This window comes from Pseudomonas sp. IT-P253, assembly GCF_949768125.1.
Taxonomy (GTDB): Bacteria; Pseudomonadota; Gammaproteobacteria; order Pseudomonadales; family Pseudomonadaceae; genus Aquipseudomonas.
In genome coordinates, this window is sequence record NZ_CATKPT010000022.1 from 281,861 (window position 1) to 298,079 (window position 16,219).

The 16,219-nt window shown below is 57.7% G+C and carries 14 protein-coding genes; 10 read left to right on the forward strand and 4 right to left on the reverse strand.

Features of this window, described 5'->3' with window-relative positions; translation table 11 throughout:
- Nucleotides 1-9 precede the first annotated feature (9 nt).
- The 8 genes from ACM6IR_RS14020 (at nucleotide 10) to ACM6IR_RS14055 (ending at nucleotide 7,969) form a co-directional block, all read left to right on the forward strand.
- Nucleotides 10-681: an amino acid ABC transporter permease gene (locus tag ACM6IR_RS14020; protein WP_414908260.1), complete on the forward strand. Its 672-nt coding sequence runs from the start codon at nucleotides 10-12 to the stop codon at nucleotides 679-681.
- 10 nt (nucleotides 682-691) lie between these two features.
- Entirely contained in the window at nucleotides 692-1,357 is a 666-nt protein-coding gene (locus tag ACM6IR_RS14025) for an amino acid ABC transporter permease (protein ID WP_414908261.1), read from the forward strand.
- 37 nt (nucleotides 1,358-1,394) lie between these two features.
- Complete coding sequence (locus ACM6IR_RS14030; protein WP_414908262.1) at nucleotides 1,395-2,276, forward strand: dihydrodipicolinate synthase family protein; 882 nt, start codon at nucleotides 1,395-1,397, stop codon at nucleotides 2,274-2,276.
- Nucleotides 2,277-2,335: 59 nt separating this feature from the next.
- A complete protein-coding gene (locus tag ACM6IR_RS14035) occupies nucleotides 2,336-3,379 on the forward strand; it encodes a 4-hydroxyproline epimerase (protein ID WP_414908263.1) in 1,044 nt (347 codons plus the stop codon).
- A complete protein-coding gene (locus ACM6IR_RS14040; RefSeq protein WP_414908264.1) occupies nucleotides 3,376-4,674 on the forward strand; it encodes an NAD(P)/FAD-dependent oxidoreductase in 1,299 nt (432 codons plus the stop codon). The genes ACM6IR_RS14035 and ACM6IR_RS14040 overlap by 4 nt, the downstream gene beginning before the upstream one ends.
- Nucleotides 4,671-6,152 carry an aldehyde dehydrogenase family protein gene (locus ACM6IR_RS14045; RefSeq protein WP_414908265.1) on the forward strand — a complete coding sequence of 494 codons (1,482 nt, stop codon included), beginning with the start codon at nucleotides 4,671-4,673 and terminating at the stop codon, nucleotides 6,150-6,152. Before ACM6IR_RS14040 ends, ACM6IR_RS14045 begins: the two co-directional genes overlap by 4 nt.
- Nucleotides 6,153-6,163: 11 nt before the next feature.
- Nucleotides 6,164-7,186 (forward strand): proline racemase family protein, encoded by a 1,023-nt coding sequence (locus tag ACM6IR_RS14050; protein WP_414908266.1) that lies wholly within the window; start codon nucleotides 6,164-6,166, stop codon nucleotides 7,184-7,186.
- 72 nt (nucleotides 7,187-7,258) lie between these two features.
- Nucleotides 7,259-7,969 carry a GntR family transcriptional regulator gene (locus ACM6IR_RS14055; RefSeq protein ID WP_414908267.1) on the forward strand — a complete coding sequence of 237 codons (711 nt, stop codon included), beginning with the start codon at nucleotides 7,259-7,261 and terminating at the stop codon, nucleotides 7,967-7,969.
- 110 nt (nucleotides 7,970-8,079) lie between these two features.
- On the opposite strand, the gene ACM6IR_RS14060 is transcribed toward ACM6IR_RS14055, so the two are convergent.
- From ACM6IR_RS14060 to potE, 4 genes are all read right to left on the reverse strand, one after another.
- A complete protein-coding gene (locus ACM6IR_RS14060; protein WP_414908268.1) occupies nucleotides 8,080-8,868 on the reverse strand; it encodes an SDR family oxidoreductase in 789 nt (262 codons plus the stop codon).
- Between the two features lie 341 nt (nucleotides 8,869-9,209).
- Nucleotides 9,210-10,733 carry a DUF2252 domain-containing protein gene (locus ACM6IR_RS14065; protein ID WP_414908269.1) on the reverse strand — a complete coding sequence of 508 codons (1,524 nt, stop codon included), beginning with the start codon at nucleotides 10,731-10,733 and terminating at the stop codon, nucleotides 9,210-9,212.
- Between the two features lie 41 nt (nucleotides 10,734-10,774).
- A complete protein-coding gene (locus tag ACM6IR_RS14070; protein WP_414908270.1) occupies nucleotides 10,775-11,680 on the reverse strand; it encodes an amino acid ABC transporter substrate-binding protein in 906 nt (301 codons plus the stop codon).
- Between the two features lie 48 nt (nucleotides 11,681-11,728).
- Nucleotides 11,729-13,069 carry a putrescine-ornithine antiporter gene (gene potE / locus ACM6IR_RS14075; RefSeq protein ID WP_414908271.1) on the reverse strand — a complete coding sequence of 447 codons (1,341 nt, stop codon included), beginning with the start codon at nucleotides 13,067-13,069 and terminating at the stop codon, nucleotides 11,729-11,731.
- 578 nt (nucleotides 13,070-13,647) lie between these two features.
- Here potE and ACM6IR_RS14080 point away from each other — a divergent pair.
- Together ACM6IR_RS14080 and ACM6IR_RS14085 are read left to right on the forward strand one after the other, a co-directional pair.
- The gene (locus tag ACM6IR_RS14080; protein ID WP_414908272.1) at nucleotides 13,648-15,117 is read left to right on the forward strand and encodes a DUF3300 domain-containing protein; all 1,470 of its coding nucleotides are present in this window, start codon (nucleotides 13,648-13,650) and stop codon (nucleotides 15,115-15,117) included.
- A 26-nt stretch (nucleotides 15,118-15,143) separates the two neighbouring features.
- Nucleotides 15,144-16,037, forward strand: coding sequence for a DUF2950 domain-containing protein (locus ACM6IR_RS14085; protein WP_414908273.1), 894 nt, complete (start codon nucleotides 15,144-15,146; stop codon nucleotides 16,035-16,037).
- Nucleotides 16,038-16,219: the final 182 nt, after the last annotated feature.

The following is a 16,219-nucleotide window of genomic DNA, read 5'->3' on the forward strand; positions in this document are numbered from 1 at the left end:
ACGGCGATCATGAATTATCAATTTGACTTCAACTTTCTTAACGGCAATTTCGGTCTGTTGTGGGATGGCCTGAAAGTCACCCTGCAGCTGGCGCTGGTGTCGAATATTGTCGGTCTGGTGCTGGGCTTTGGCCTGTGTCTGTTGACCCTGAGCCGCTGGTTTTTCTTGCGCTGGCCGGCACAGCTGTTCATTGAGTTCTTTCGCTGCACGCCGGTGCTGCTGCAAATCGTCTGGTTCTTCTATTGCGTGCCGATGCTGTTTGACGTGTTCATCGACCCGATCACCATGGGCGTGCTCGCCCTGGGCCTGAACCTTACCGCGTTCAACGCCGAAGCCTATCGGGCCGGCGTACAGGCGGTACCGCGTGAACACCTGGATGCCTGCGTTGCATTAGGTCTGCGCCCCTGGCAGCGCACGCTCTACGTGATTCTTCCGCAGGCGCTGCGCAGTGCCATACCGGTGCTGATGACCAACGGCATCTCGATCCTTCAACAGAGCGCGCTGGTGGCAATCGTCGCCGTAGGGGATTTGATGTATGTCGGCAAAAGCATCGCCACTGAAGCCTACCGCCCGCTGGAAACCTACTCGCTGATCGCACTCATCTACTTCGCCCTGTCGCTGCCCATCGCCCAGCTGGTGCAGTGGCTGGAGCGTCGTCAGGACGCTGCGCTCGCGCGCTGAGGAGACTGTCATGAATCTTGATTTCACCGTGGTGTTCTCCTACTGGCACGCCTTGTTGCAGGGGTTGGCCCTGACCCTGGCGTTCACCGTGGGGTGCGCCATCCTCGGCAGCTTGTTCGGCTTCTTGTTGAGCCTGTTGCGATCGTCCCATAGTCGCTGGCTGAGCGTACCTGCCGGGCTTTATGTGGAGCTGTTTCGCGGCACGCCGCTGTTGATTCAGTTGTTCTGGGTGTTCTTCTGCTTCCCGGTGGTGTTCGGCATCGATGTTCCACCTTACGTTTCGGTGTTGCTGGCCCTGACCCTGTACATGACCGCCATCACCAGCGAGACCTTCCGTGGCGCCCTGAAATCCATTCCCGGCGAACAGCATGACGCGTGCGTCGCATTAGGGCTGGCGTCGTGGAATAAAACGATCTTCGTTGTATTTCCCCAGGCCTTGCTCAGGGGCATTCCTCCGCTGCTCTCCAATGTGGTTTCGCTGTTCAAGGAGAGCGCGCTGATTTCTTCGGTGGGTATCGCCGACCTGATGTTCGTGGGCCAGAACATCTCCAACAGCACAGCCCGCCCGGTCGAGTTTCTCTCGGCGGTGGCTGTCATCTACTTCCTCGTCGCGTTCCCGTTGACCCGTCTGGTCAGCGTGATCGAGACGCGGATGCTGCGCCGCTATGCGTACTAACCCCAACCCTGTCATCCAACTCAGTGGAGTGTCTTCAATGACTCAACTCAAAGGCATCCTGCCTGCCCTGGTCACGCCTTTCGACAAGAGCGGCAATGTCGATTACGACATGCTCTCCAACATTATCGAGTTTCAACTCAAGGCCGGCGTCAAAGGCTTCGTGCCGCTGGGCTCCACCGGTGAATACTACGCACTGACCAATGAAGAGCGGCGCCAGGTATTGGCCACGGTGCGCGAAGTGGTGGATGACCGTGGTGTGCTGATTGCCGGTGCCAACGGTTCCTGCACCCGTGAGGTCATTGAGCAGGTGAAGCAGACCCGTGACGCGGGCTACACCAATCTGCTGATCGCTCCGCCGTATTACGCACTGCCATCCCAGGACGAGTTGATCGGTCACTATCAGGCCATCCTCGATGCGGCGCCCGATATCAATGTGGTTTTGTATAACTACCCGATACGCACCAACGTTGAAGTCGGCTTTGGCGTGCTGGATGCGTTCAAGGACAACAGGCGCGTGATCGCCATCAAGGAAAGTAGCGGCAACCTGCTGCGTGCCATCGAAATCGGCGGCACCTACAAGGACCACTACCAATTGTCCTGCGGCTCCGACGACCAGGCACTGGACTTCTTCCTGTGGGGCGCGACCAGTTGGATCTGCGGCCCGGCTAATTGCTTGACCCAGCAGGTCTGCGACTTCTACACCCGCTACAGCAGCGGCGACCTGTCGGGCGCCCAGGCCATCGTCCGTTCGCTGTTTCCGGTATTGGCGGATATGGAATCCGGCAAGTTCATTCAGAAGGTCAAGTACGGCTGTGAGTTGGCAGGCTTCGACGCCGGTAAGGCACGGATGCCGTTGCAACCCTTGACCACCGAAGAAAAAGCCAGCTTCCGCAAAGCTTACGAACTGGCTCAGGGTTAATGGCGACTGCCGCATCGGTCGCGACGCCCGACCGGTGCGGCTCTACGGAGTGATATGAGATGACCCGACACGTATTCAACTGCATCGAAGGCCATACTGAGGGGATGCCCGTGCGTATGGTGGTCGCCGGAGCGCCGGAGCTTGAAGGCGCGACCATGAGTGAACGACGCGAACATTTCATGGCCAGGTTCGACTGGATTCGCCGCGCCTTGATGCTCGAACCTCGCGGCCATTCGCACATGTCGGGCACGATTTTCTATCCGCCGATGCGGACGGACAGTGACTTCAGTCTGCTGTTCATCGAGACCTCCGGCTGCCTGCCGATGTGCGGGCATGCCACCTTGGGCTCCATTACCTTCGCACTGGAGGCCGGCCTGATCGAACCGAAGGTTGCGGGTACGGTGGTGGTGGATGTTCCGGCGGGGCAGATTCACGCCACCTACACCCGCAGCGGTGAAAAGATCAGTTCGGTGTGTTTCACCAATGTCCCGTCATTCTTGCTGCACCGTGATTTGATCATCGACTTTGCGCCATTGGGTCCGTTGAAGGTCGACATTGCTTACGGAGGCAATTTTTATCCGATTGTCGACGTGCAACCCAATTATCCGGGTTGTGAACATTTCAGCCCGCAGCAGCTGCTGGACTGGGGGCGGCAGATGCAGGATCTGGTCAACCAATCCTTGGACGTGGTCCATCCGCAAAACCCGGCGATCAAAGGTGTCAAACACTGTATGTGGACTGGCGCGCCATTGTCGGCCGAGTCCCAGGGGCGGGCGGTGGTTATTGCAGGGGACAGCCTCATCGATCGTTCCCCGTGTGGCACCGGCAGTTCGGCCCGGGTCGCTCAGCGATTTGCCCGTGGCTGGCTTGGCGAAAACGGCGCCTATCGCCATGAAAGCCTGATTGGCAGCTTTTTTGTGGGGCGTGTGGCGCAGCAGCTTCAATTGGAAGATGGCCGTTCTGCGATTCGCCCCAGCATTGAAGGACGGGCGTGGATCACAGGAAGCGCGGAGTTTATTGTCGACGATACCCAACCCTGGTGGGATGGCTTCAGTCTGGAAGATTTTGCCGCTGCGGCCCCTGCGCAAGAGAATTCCCTATGACCCCTCTGCAGTCTGTTGCACAAGCGGCTGTCCTGCGTGAAAAGGCCGTCGTGGTCGGCGGGGGAATCGTTGGCGTCTGTTGTGCCCTTTATCTGCAACGAGAAGGTTATGCGGTGACGCTGATCGACCCGGCAGCGGCGGGTGACAGCACCGCCAAGTGGAGTTGCGGACAGATGGCGGTCAGCGAAGTCATCCCGCTGTCCAAGCCCGGCATTCTGAAAAAAATACCCGGTTGGCTGCTCGACCAGAAAGGCCCTCTGGCGCTAAGACCCGGCGCGTTGCCGGGCATCTTGCCATGGTTCCTGCGGTTTCTGGCGTGTGCCAGGCATTCGAAAATCGTCGAGATTTCCGAGCACATGGCGACCCTCACGCATCATGTCTACGAGGACTATGCGCCCTTGCTGGAGGCCTGCCCGGACAAGCATCTGATGGGGGAAAGGCCGATCATCGAGGTGTTCGACTCGCCCTCGGGGCTGAACCACGAACGTCCACATCTGGAGCTACGCGAGGCGCTGGGCTTCAAGTCCGAGGTGCTTGATCGTGCCGCAATCTCCGACCTTGAACCCTCCCTGGCGGGTAAATTCAGCCATGGCCTGCTGTTTCCGGACTGGCGCTCGGTCAGCGACACCAAAGGCTTTATCGAGGCGCTGACGCAAAGCTTCATCAACCAGGGCGGCGTGCGTGTACGTGCCCAGGTCAAACAGCTCGATGAAGTGGCCGACCGTGCCAGTGGCGTCACCTTGACCAGCGGTGAACGCTACGCGGCCGACCATGTCGTGATTGCCGCAGGTACGGGTTCGCGACGGTTTTTCGAGCAGATCGGCGCGCAGATTCCCTTGGCCGGGATCGCGGGTTATCAAGTGCTGCTGCCGACACCAGGGGTGGCGGTTCGGCATTCGGTGATCTATGCCGATGGCGGGTTCTGCTTCAGTCCTATGACCCGAGGCTTGCAGATCGGCGGAACCATCGAGTTCGCCAGCCAGAATGCCGAGCCAAACTTCAAGCGCGCCGACATCATTCTTGAGAAGGCCCGAAAGATCCTTCCGCAGTTGCAACTGGACAACATTGAGTACGGGGTCGGTTATCGCCCGTTTCTTCCCGACACCAAACCCGTCATTGACTGCAGCAGCCGTTTTTCGAACGTATTCCTGGCGTTCGGCCACGGCCAGCTCGGCCTGACCTTGGGCGCGACGACCGGGCGACTCATTGCCGACATGGTCGCCGGTCGCACGCCCGCCCAGGACTTGACCCCTTTTAGCGCCAAGCGCTTTGCCCTTTTTGGAGACCACGCATGAAATCCTATGACCAGCTCTATATCGACGGCCAGTGGGTTCGCCCGAAGAAAGGTGGCACGTTTGACACCATCGACCCCAACACTGAGTCGGTCATCACTCAAGTCGCTGCGGCAACGGCGGAGGATGTCGACCTGGCGGTAAAAGCCGCGCGCCGTGCCTTCGATGAAGGCCCGTGGCCGCAAATGAGCGGAGCCGAACGTGCGACGATTCTGCGGGCCATCGCCACCGGCATTCGCCAACGTCAGGACACACTCGCTGAACTTGAGGTACGTGACAACGGCAAACCATTACCCGAAGCCCTTTGGGACATTGCTGATACGGCGGGCTGTTTCGATTTTTACGCCGATTTGGCGGATGACCTGGACGGTCACCGTGAACAGCGCATTTCACTCGCGGATGAACGCTTCACGTCGATCGCACGCAAGGAGCCGATGGGGGTCGCGGGGGCCATCATTCCCTGGAACTTCCCGATGTTGATGGCCGCCTGGAAGGTGGCGCCGGCGTTGGCGTCGGGTTGCTGCATGGTGCTCAAACCGTCGGAGCTGACGCCACTGACCGCCCTCGAACTGGCCGATATTGCCCATCAGGCGGGTTTGCCTGCCGGTGTGCTCAATGTCGTGACCGGCCTGGGCCCGGAGGCCGGCGCGCCGCTGAGCGAACATCAAGGCATCGACAAACTGGCCTTTACCGGCAGCGTTCCGACCGGCACCCGGATCATGCAAGCAGCCGCGCGCGATATCAAAAACATCAGTCTGGAACTGGGCGGCAAGTCGCCCTTTATCATCTTCGATGACAGCGACATCGAAGCGGCTGTCGAGTGGATCATGTTCGGGATTTTCTGGAATCAGGGCCAGGTGTGTTCGGCAACCTCCCGGGTGCTGGTTCAGCGGGAGCTGTATGAACCGTTGCTCAAGCGTCTGGTGGCGCAGACTCAAAGCCTGAGTATCGGCAATGGGATGAACGAGGGTGTATTGCTCGGGCCTCTGGTCAGTCACGGTCAGTATGACAAAGTCCTGGAAGCTATCGCACGCGGGCGAGAGGAGGGCGCAACGCTGCTCACCGGTGGGACTCGCCCGGCGAACTGTGAGAAAGGCTACTTTCTGACACCGGCAATCTTTGCCGATGTGCCGGAGGACAGCTGGATCTGGAAAGAAGAAATTTTCGGCCCGGTGGTGTGTGTTCGTCCCTTCGACGATGAGTCTGAAGCGCTGCGCAGTGCCAATGACTCGCGCTTCGGCCTCGCCGCTGCCGTGATGTCGCGGGATCTGGAGCGGGCCGAGCGTGTTGCCCGTCGTCTACGGGCGGGTATTGTCTGGATCAATTGCTCGCAACCGACCTTTACCGAAGCCCCCTGGGGTGGTTACAAACAAAGCGGCATCGGGCGCGAGCTGGGGGAGTGGGGGTTGAGCAACTACCTGGAAACCAAGCAGATCACCCGCTATGACAGCGAGCAGCCGTGGGGCTGGTACATCAAGTAAAGGAGACCGCTATGCGCTGGAAAAAAACGCTGCAAATGGCGGATGTGCACTGCGAGGGAGAGATCGGCAAGGTCATCACCGGCGGTGTCATCGATATTCCTGGCAAGACCATGCTCGACAAGATGAACTACATCAATGAAGTCGACGACAGCCTGAGACGGCTGGTGATTCTTGAGCCGCGCGGTTGCCTGCAAATGTCGGTGAACCTGCTATTGCCACCGACCCGGCCTGAAGCCCAGGCCGGTTTTATCGTGCTGCAGGCGGACAAGGCTCATCCCATGTCCGGGAGCAACTGCATCTGCGTGGTGACCGCGTTGCTGGAACTGGGAATGCTACCGATGGTGGAGCCCGTTACCACGGTGGTGCTGGATACGCCTGCCGGTTTGGTGACCGCCCGTGCGGTATGCGAGGACGGGCGCTGCCGGAGTGTCTCGCTGGATATGGTGCCGTCCTTTGTCGAACAGCTGGATGCCCCCATCCAGACACCGGAGTTCGGCGCAATCAAGGCTGACATTGCGTTCGGCGGTGTGTATTACGCGCTGGTTGACGTTGATCAGGTCGGTTTGACCATCGCCCCGGAAAACGCCCGTGAACTGGCGACCCAGGGGGTTCGCCTGAAACGGCTGATCAACCAGCAAGTCAAGGTGAGTCACCCGCTGTTCAAAGAACTCGACGAAGTGGCTTATGTGATGTTCCGCAACCGTCTGGACAAGAGCACCTACCAGACCTGCACCACGTTGCCTCCCGGGCGGGTCGACCGTTCGCCTTGCGGGACGGGCAGCTCCGCCAATCTGGCGACCTTGAGCATGCGAGGCCTGGTCGAGGTGGGTGACAAGCTCACCTCTCGTTCCACCATTGGCGGTGAGTTTCAGGTCGAGCTGCTGGGTCTGACAGAAGTGGGCGGAAAACAGGCGGTGCTACCGAGAATCACCGGGCGCGCCTGGGTTTACGGCCTGCACCAGATCGGCGTCGATCCCGACGACCCATTGGCCGCAGGCTTCGTGCTGAGTGATACCTGGGGTGAGGGTTTCTAACTGGCCCAAGGCAGGTGTTAAAGTTGCAAGCTGGTCCAGATGACTGGCCGGCACTGCTGAGAACATGACCTTATGAGCAAAGAAACGACTGAGATCGCTAGTGGTGCGAAACGCCACGGCGGTCGCTATATCTATGAAGAGTTGCGCAAGCAGATTCTGACACTGAAGCTTAAGCCAGGCACGCCGCTGGACGAGGTGTCCTTAGCCGCCCAATTCGGTCTTTCCCGTTCACCGGTGCGTGACGCGCTTGCTCGTCTGATCAGCGAAGGTCTGGTCACTATTCTGCCTAACCGCACGCTGTTGGTGACGCCTTTCGAAATCGAAGAGTTCCCAAACTATATTTCTGCCCTGGATCTGATTCAGCGCGCGGTGACCAGGCTGGCGGCCCTGCAGCACACCGATGACGATTTGGTTCGTATACGCGAGGCCGACGCGGCCTATCTGGAAGCGGTCAGTACCGGGGACTTCCAGGCCATGTCCGAAACGAACAAGGCCTTTCACATGGCCATCGCCGAAGCCGGGAAAAATCCGTACTTCATCAGTTACTACGAAAAGCTGTTGGGTGAAGGCCAGCGCCTGCTGCATTTGCACTTTGACTACATCATCAGCGCGGCCAGCACCTCAACTCGATTAGGTCGAGACCACGATGAAATGGTGAATGCCATAGCCGCCCGCAAACCAGATGAAGCCGAGCACGCGGCGCATGAACATACGATGCTGTTTCAGCGCCGTTTTCTGGCTTACTTGCAGCAAAACCTTACTGAAAGGATGTCTGTTGTTTGAGGTTGGGAATAGAGGTTCTCGGGGTAACCGACAGTCCAACCCATCAGACACAGGAGGCGAATGGCGAAAGCATCTTTGGCATCCGCTCCACTTAATTGTGCCTGCGGGCTTTATTGGCTGGAACGAACGGCCCCGCCATCAATCAACAGGTTTTGCCCGGTCAGGTAGCCCGCATGACTGCTGCAAACGAAGGCGCAAAGCGCACCGAATTCCTCGGGTGAGCCGAAGCGCTTGGCAGGGATTTCGCTACGGCATTCGTCGAGGAATGCCTCACTGTCTTGCCCCGACTCCTGGGCAGCCTCGACCAGGTTGTCACGCAGGCGATCGGTGTCGAATGAGCCCGGTTGCAGGTTGTTGATCGTCACATTACGACTGGCAATGTTTTCTTGCCGGGCAAGCCCTGCGATAAACCCCGTCAGACCACTGCGCGCGCCATTGGACAGACCCAGGCTTTCGATCGGGGACTTCACGGCGCTCGACGTGATGTTGATGATTCGGCCAAATCCGCGTGTCGCCATACCGTCTACCGTTGCCTTGATCAACTCGATAGGGGTGAGCATGTTGGCATCCAGCGCCTTGAGCCAGACATCGCGGTTCCATTCGCGGAAATCCCCGGGAGGAGGGCCTCCTGCGTTGTTGATCAAAATATCGAAATGCTCATGGGCCATGAGGGCTGCCGCCCGACCCTCAGGCGTTGAAATGTCCCCGGCCACGGCGATGACCGTCACTTCAGGATTTATCGCCCTGAGCTGACGGGCTGTTTCATTCAGCGTCTGTTCGCCGCGGGCGGTGATCACCACGTTCACGCCTTCGCTGACGAGTGCCTGTGCGCAGGCTTTGCCCAGACCTTTGCTGGCGGCGCATACCAGCGCCCAGCGTCCAGCTATTCCAAGATTCATGCGTGTTTTCCTGAAAGAAGGAAGCTCAAAAAAAGTGGTTGCCTACTGCAGCACCATGCTCACGCATGATCCTCAGTCGTAGACAGGTTTGGCTATCGAGTACTGAGTCCCATAGAGCGCCGCACTCTCGATTCCGGCATCGCATCGTATGGTTTCAAGTGCAGCATCCAGTCGGATGGCGAATTCCATTTCATGGGTGACAATAACCATGGTCAGACCTTCACTACAAGGTCGCATATGACGTTCAGCACATCGCCCATCAGTGGCCAACGCACGATCGATTATCGGGCACTGCGATTAAAAGTGACTTGAAGATATGGGGGCACGCGGATATAGCCTGGCTAATCCTCCTCTCTCAGCGCTTTGATCTTCCCTGTTTTTTCTGCAGCCACCAGCGCCGCATGGTCCTTCGTATTTTGATCCGCATAGCGTGCTGAAAATTTTCCGATGGCCTGATCGAAGGTGTCCGATTTTCCCAAATAGCCACTGATCAGTGCGGCATCTCCGGATTTGGCGTGTGCGCGGGCCAGTGCGAGACCGCACAACTCGGCGTACATCTTCATTTGCGCGGCCGATGCGCCTTCAATAGGGGCGGACATTTTCATGTCCCGCAACTGGCGTACAAAGAAATGGCGATTTTTTTTGCCTTGCGTCCAGCCCAGAAAAATGTCGCTGGACGACTGCATCAACCGTTGCCCGGTGACCACGCGTTGCCCATGATTTTCGTAGACGCTTTTACCGGCATAAGGCGCCAGCACGGAAGGGCCGGCTTCCTTGAGCTGCAGGAGCAACGGATGATTTTCCGCAGAAAAAAACAGCCCGACAAAACAATAGGTACCGACGCTGCCGATGCCCACGGCTTTCACGGCAAAGTCTTCCAGGCGATAGCGATCGAAGAGCACGCGCCGCTCATCAGGCAGCGTCAATCGGTAGGCCTGCAACGCCAGCTGAACTCTGTGCTCGAAGCCCTTTTCGTAAATGTGAAAAAGTAAGGGCGGTTGATCGATCAGGCGCCGTCGCCCCGCGACCTCACTACTGATTGTTGGATATAGGTAGTCGCCGACACGAATCCTTGCCTTCGCCACAACTTGTTCACGGAATTTTTTGACACTGGCACTGGGGGCCATGTCGATGATTGTCTGGGTATCAAGGCGGTCATACCAGACGTGCAGCGGACTTTGTTTCGACAGTTGGCGCAACCGTTCACGATAAGCACGAACACATTCGACGGTGACCTCCCGAGCTTGCTTGTCGCTGAGTCGGTTATCTCGCGCGGCCACGGTAAAGCTGATCGCTAGACGTTTAACATCCCATTCCCATGGGGCCGGAAGCGTTTCGTCGAAATCATTGATGTCAAAAATCAGATTGCGTTCGGGCGTCGCAAACAGTCCGAAATTCAACAGGTGGCAGTCCCCGCAAGCCTGTACCCGAATCCCGGTATTCGGGGTGGTAGCCAAGTCGTGGGCCATTAACCCTGCAGCGCCGCGTAAAAAGGTGAAAGGGCTGCGCAGCATGCGACCGTAGCGCACCGGGATTAGATTGGGGAGTCGATACCGGTTTGACTCTTCGAGGAGGTCGATAGGGTCGCGGTGCTTGCGCGGTGGTTTCCATACAGCGTGAGACGAATGTGGCACGCTTTCGCATAATTGCTCACCTGCGCTCAAACGTTCTTTGCGCGAGCGAAAGATTGGCTCGTCCCCTATGACTTTCGCAGTTTTTGTCGAACCTCCGACCGTCGTTCTTTTGGCGGGCGACATTTCCTCTCCTTTGCTCAATAGACGTAAATCGCCATAACGAACAAGCTTTGCGCGAGCATCAATGTCCATCGACAAAGACCATTCTTCAAAGCGTAGCAGCTGAAGCATCGAGCGCTATTTTAGCCAGGCCCGATATTTCTGGCTTGTACCTAAGGTATCGCATAGATCTTGAACAGCTTTTTGGCCGTGCGGTCGGCGCCACCCAGGTATTTGTCGTATGCCTGCTCAATCTCGCCGGAGCGGTACATTTCGCTCAGCGCGGTGTCGACCAGCAAACGGAAATTCTCATCGTCTCTATCCACCGCCAATGCAGTCGGTGCGTACTCAAAAATAGGCTCCAGTAGAATCAAATTTCCTGCGGAGTAATGTGTACTGATGAGGTTCTTGAGCATCATGCGTTCAGCAAAGAAGGCATCGGCTTTGCCTTCGGCAACCATTTTAAGGCCAGCGTCAGTGTTCTCGACCGTGACCAGCGTGGCCACCACACCCAGTAATCGCATCTGCTGACGGATCCATGCCTCGGTGATTCCTCCAGTGATGGTGGCGTAGGTTTGGTTGGTCAGCCCATGATTGACAGTTGCTCGCCACGTTGGCCCGGTACGAGCGACTTTGCCATTAAGCACATTGCGCAACTCCTCTGATGCATCCGGGCGCACCACTGCCGAGAGGCCGGCCGTATAGATCGGCACCGAGTAGCTCACAGCCTTGCGTCCCGTCAGTGTGGGAGGGGTCGGCGTACAAAGAATGTCGATCTTGCCCGAGCTGACGGCACTCATCTCGTCGGTGATCATGACGGGCAGGTAGTGTATTTGCATCCCGGGTAAACCCAACTCGGTCTTGACCTTGTCGGCGATTTTCAGACAGAGATCGATGGCATAACCGCTGGCTTTATCGCCCGCCTGGACGCTAAAAGGTGAAAAATCCGGCAGGTAGCCGAGGGTGAAGGTATTGCTCGCCCGCACGCGTTCAAGGGTGTTGGCATTGGCCAGTACCGGTACCAGCGTGAGCAGGCAGGCGAGCAGCAGGTGCTTGGCTTTGGTCAGTTTTACGTTCATATCCTGGTTCCCCGAGTTCAGATGTCTGTGCAGTCCTGAAGACTACGGTTAAGGGTTGTCGGCCCGGATCTGAGCGGTTGGAGATGCCTCGACAAAACGTTTGGAGAGGAAGCCATAGAGCAGGTAGCCGAACGCAAGGACAATGAGGCCACCGAATACAGCATCCTTGCCGCAGGCATAAAGGGCGTACAACGAATAGGCCACGGCGATCAGTAATAGCGCCGTATTGCGGGTGTAGATTCCTCTACTGACGTTGGCTTTGTACATCATGACCAGCAGGCCTGTGGCGGCTGTCACGTAGGGGATCAGATTGGTCACTGCCGCCAGGCTGACGAGCTTTCCGAACTGGGCGTTGGCATTGGGCGAAATGGTCGACAGCGCCATCAAGGTCTGCAACACGCCGCAGACGAGCATGCCGACAATGGGTGCATCCAGCGCACTGACCTTGCTGAACAGTTTCGGGAACATACCTTGGTCAGCCGTCATTTTGGCCGTTTGCGCCAGGGTGAATTGCCAGCCCAGCAACGAACCAACACAGGCCATCACCGCCAGCGCCATGACGATGTTGCCGACTGTGGGGTTGAACATATGAGCATAGACGAGCGCGAAGGGCGCTGAAGAGTTGGCCAGTTCGGCATTGGGAATGATCCCCTGAATGACCGTCGTCGACAGCACATAGACCACTGCCGCACCCAGCGTGCCAAACAGGCAGGCCAACGGTACGTTGCGCTTGGGGTTTTCCACCGCATCGGAAGCCTGTGCCGCCGACTCCATGCCAAGAAAAGCCCACAGGGTCAGGGGAATGGCTTTGCTGATGGCTTCGGAGATGGGCAGGTCGTTCGGATTCCAGGCGGCAATCAGCACATCGGGCTTGAACCAGAACCAGCCAATGATGCTCAATCCGGCCACCGGGATGATCACACCCCATACGGTAATCGTACCGATCCTGCCAGTGATGCTGGGGCCACCGAAGTTAGCCACGGTGGTGAGCCAGAGCAGACCGATCGTACCAATGGACAAAGGAATGGCACCACTGCCCAGCCAGGGCACGAACGATGTCATGTACCCGACAGCGGAGATAGCGACGGCCACGTTGGCGATGCCCAGCGAGAGAAAGTACAGATACGAACAGAGGAAAAAGCCCGATTTGGCGTGCGCCTCTTCGGTGTAGGCTGACAACCCCCCTGAACGCAGACAGTAGATGCCGCACTGGGAAAAACAATACGCGATGGCCATGGAGCCTATGGCAGTGACGATCCATGACAGCAACGAAACGGCACCGAGTTGGGCCATGCTCGTCGGCAACAGGATGATGCCCGACCCCATCATGTTCACCGTCACCAGTGTGGTAAGCCCCATGAGGCTCATTTTCTTGTTTGAATCGGCCATCGAAAACTCCTTGATCTGCTCAACGCATTGACCCTGAGTCCGGCGCTTGACTACTTGTCGTCGGGAGAGGGGCTAAACCCCCGGTTTTTGACTGCATGAATCTTGTAGCTGCGAGTTGATCAAATCCTTGTGCATGGACTCATCAGTAAGCTAGCCCTCGGCTCAACCTTGCCCGAGCGGACAGGGATTATCGAGGCCAGTGAAAGCGTAGCCAGTAACTGGTGGATGGAGAGGGGGACGATATCGAATTTTCTGGAGCAGCCCCGGACGTCCTGGGATCTGGCAAAGGCGCGAAGCGGATGTGAACCGGACCAGCCTGACGACGCAGAGTTTGCGTTTCATCCACATTCGCTAGCTTCCTGTCAGGACTCCAGAGTTCTACCTATTGTTGTAGCCCATTTGCACTCGTTTGGTATTTACAGCACACCCGGATATCGGTAGCAGTGAAATATTGGCAAAGCTTGCTACCATTAAGGAGCGGCAACGAGGCAGAGCTCTGTGGCTTGCAGAATCGGCTTTTACTTCCCTGAAATTTATCCGCTCATTTCAAGCCTGCCTGACCAGATGGGGGGGCGGTAATGCGCATTCTATTGTTGTACGCAGTGTCAGCTGTGCTGCTTTTGAGCGGGTCGTCATGCATAGCGCAGACATTGGGTGCGACCGCTGCCGATATGGCTCCGGCCACGATGGCGGCCAAAGATGCGGTGTTTTCCCAGGAACAGCTGGATCAAATGCTGGCTCCCATTGCACTCTACCCGGACCCACTACTGGCACAGGTGCTGATGGCCACCACCTACCCTGGGGAAGTCGCCGAGGCGGTAACCTGGTCAAAAGCACACCCGGACGCCAAGGGTGATGATGCGGTCAGGCAAGTGGCGAGCCAGCCTTGGGATCCGAGCGTGCAGGCGCTGGTCGCTTTCCCTCAGGTCCTGGCAACGCTGGGACAAGATCCCGTCTGGGTACAACGCCTGGGTGACGCCTTTCTGGCGCAGCCCGACGATGTCATGGGAGGCGTGCAACGCTTGCGTCGCCAGGCGCAAGCAGCGGGTAATCTGCAGAGCAACCAATATCAGAACGTAACGGTTCAGACTGTTGCCGCACCCGCACCCGCACCCGCATCCACGTCCACAACTCCGGCTCCTTCCAGCAGCACCATCATCATCCAGCCTTCCGATCCGCAGGTGGTGTACGTCCCCAGTTACAACCCGACGACAACCTACGGCACCTGGCCCTATCCCGCGTCGCCTCCCGCCTATTATCCACCGCCGCCAGCCTATTACCCCGGTTCGGCTTTGATGGCCGGGCTGGCGTTTGGTACCGGTGTGGCTATCGTCGGCGCGCTGTGGGGTGAATGTAACTGGGGCAATAACGACGTCGACATCAACGTCGAACGTTACAACAACATCAATGGCAACAACCGGATCACCAATAATCAGACCAAGTGGCAACACAACTCCGCTCATCGCGAAGGCGTTCCCTATCGAGACAGCAGGAGCCGCGAACAGTACGGCCGACAACTTTCCGGAGCCAGTCAGCGTGAGGCCTATCGAGGGGATAATGCTCAGCGAGCCCAGGCACGTGAAAAAGCCCGGGGCTCAATGGACAAAGCCGGTATCGAACGACCCGCCACCAGTAACCGCGAGGCTCGTGATCAAGCGCGCAGAGCCCAATCTGGAAACACGGCCAGCAATCGTTTGCAGGCAGGTAACGATAGACCGAAGGCCTCTAATACGAGCAAGGGCACCGCCAGAAACACTCGGGAGAGTCAGCAACCCAGGAAACAAACCGCTCAGACGAGTCAGCGCGGGCAGGGCGGGCAGGGCGCCAAGCAGGCGCGCCAATCTGCGCCAGAACGGCCGTCCGCCAGTAAGGGCAGTGCTCGCAACAACGCATTCGCCGGCGCACGCTCACCGTCCCAGACCAATGCACAAGCCAGCCGTGGCCGGGCCAGCCAAGCGTCCGCGAATCGCCCCAGTGCCTCGCGTTCAGCTGGCCGTCAGGTCAGTCGGCCGTCCAATCCACCATCGCGAGGGGGGGGCCGTCGTTGAAAAACAATCATGGAGTGAATCCAATCATGGGCTTGCTCGCTCATGTCCTGGTGATAGCTGCCGGCTTGGCGTGGTCGTGCATTGTTACGGCACAGCAGGCATTTCCAACGCCAGAAAAGGCCACTCAAGCGTTCGTCGAAGCATTGGGTACGGAACACGCCGATCAGGCACGCCTGAGCGAGTTGCTGGGTAAAGAATGGCGCAGTTACATCCCGCGCGAAGGCGTGCAGCGCAAAGATGTGGATGCGTTTTTGAAGCAATACCGCGAGCAACATGCCATCGAAAAAACCACCGACCGTAAGGCGATCTTGTCGGTGGGCAGTGCACACTGGACACTGCCAATCCCCATGGTAAAAGTCGAGAACGGTTGGCGCTTCGACATCAAGGCCGGTAACGCCGAAGTCCGTGCGCGTCGAATTGGCCGCAACGAACTCGCCGCGTTGCAATCGGTGCTGACCTATCACGACGCCCAGATGGACTATGCGTCAATGGATCGTGACGGTGACGGAGCCCTTGAGTATGCGCAGAAAATCTTCAGCACTGCCGGCAAGCACGACGGACTCTATTGGGCGGACGACGATAGCGGTCAGATTAGCCCGTTGGGCCCCTTGTTCGGCAAAACTATTGCCGGCGAAGACTGGCATGGTTATCACTTCCGCATCCTTGAAGGCCAGGGTCCTTCGGCACCGGGTGGCGCCTACAGTTATTTGATCGGTGACAAGATGAGCCGTGGCTTTGCGCTGATCGCCTGGCCGACGAAATACGATGACACTGGGGTGATGAGTTTCATGATCAGTCATGAAGGTCAGGTGTTCGAGAAAGACTTGGGACCCGGTGGTGAAAAATTGGCTCAGTCGATGAAGCGCTTTGATCCAGATGACAGCTGGAAGATAGTTACTGCAGATGAAGAGAAGCAATAGTTCTCTCGTCCTTATCCACCCGCTACGGGTGAGTGGTAAAAATCCAGATCGCGCCTAAACTCTTTTGGAAGTCCAGTGCTGTTCCGAAGGATAATATCAGGTAGAAAAACAATGCCGGAACTGATTAAACTCCACAATTGCGTATCACTAAGTGTCTTCAGGTGCTTGCAGGATATACAGAG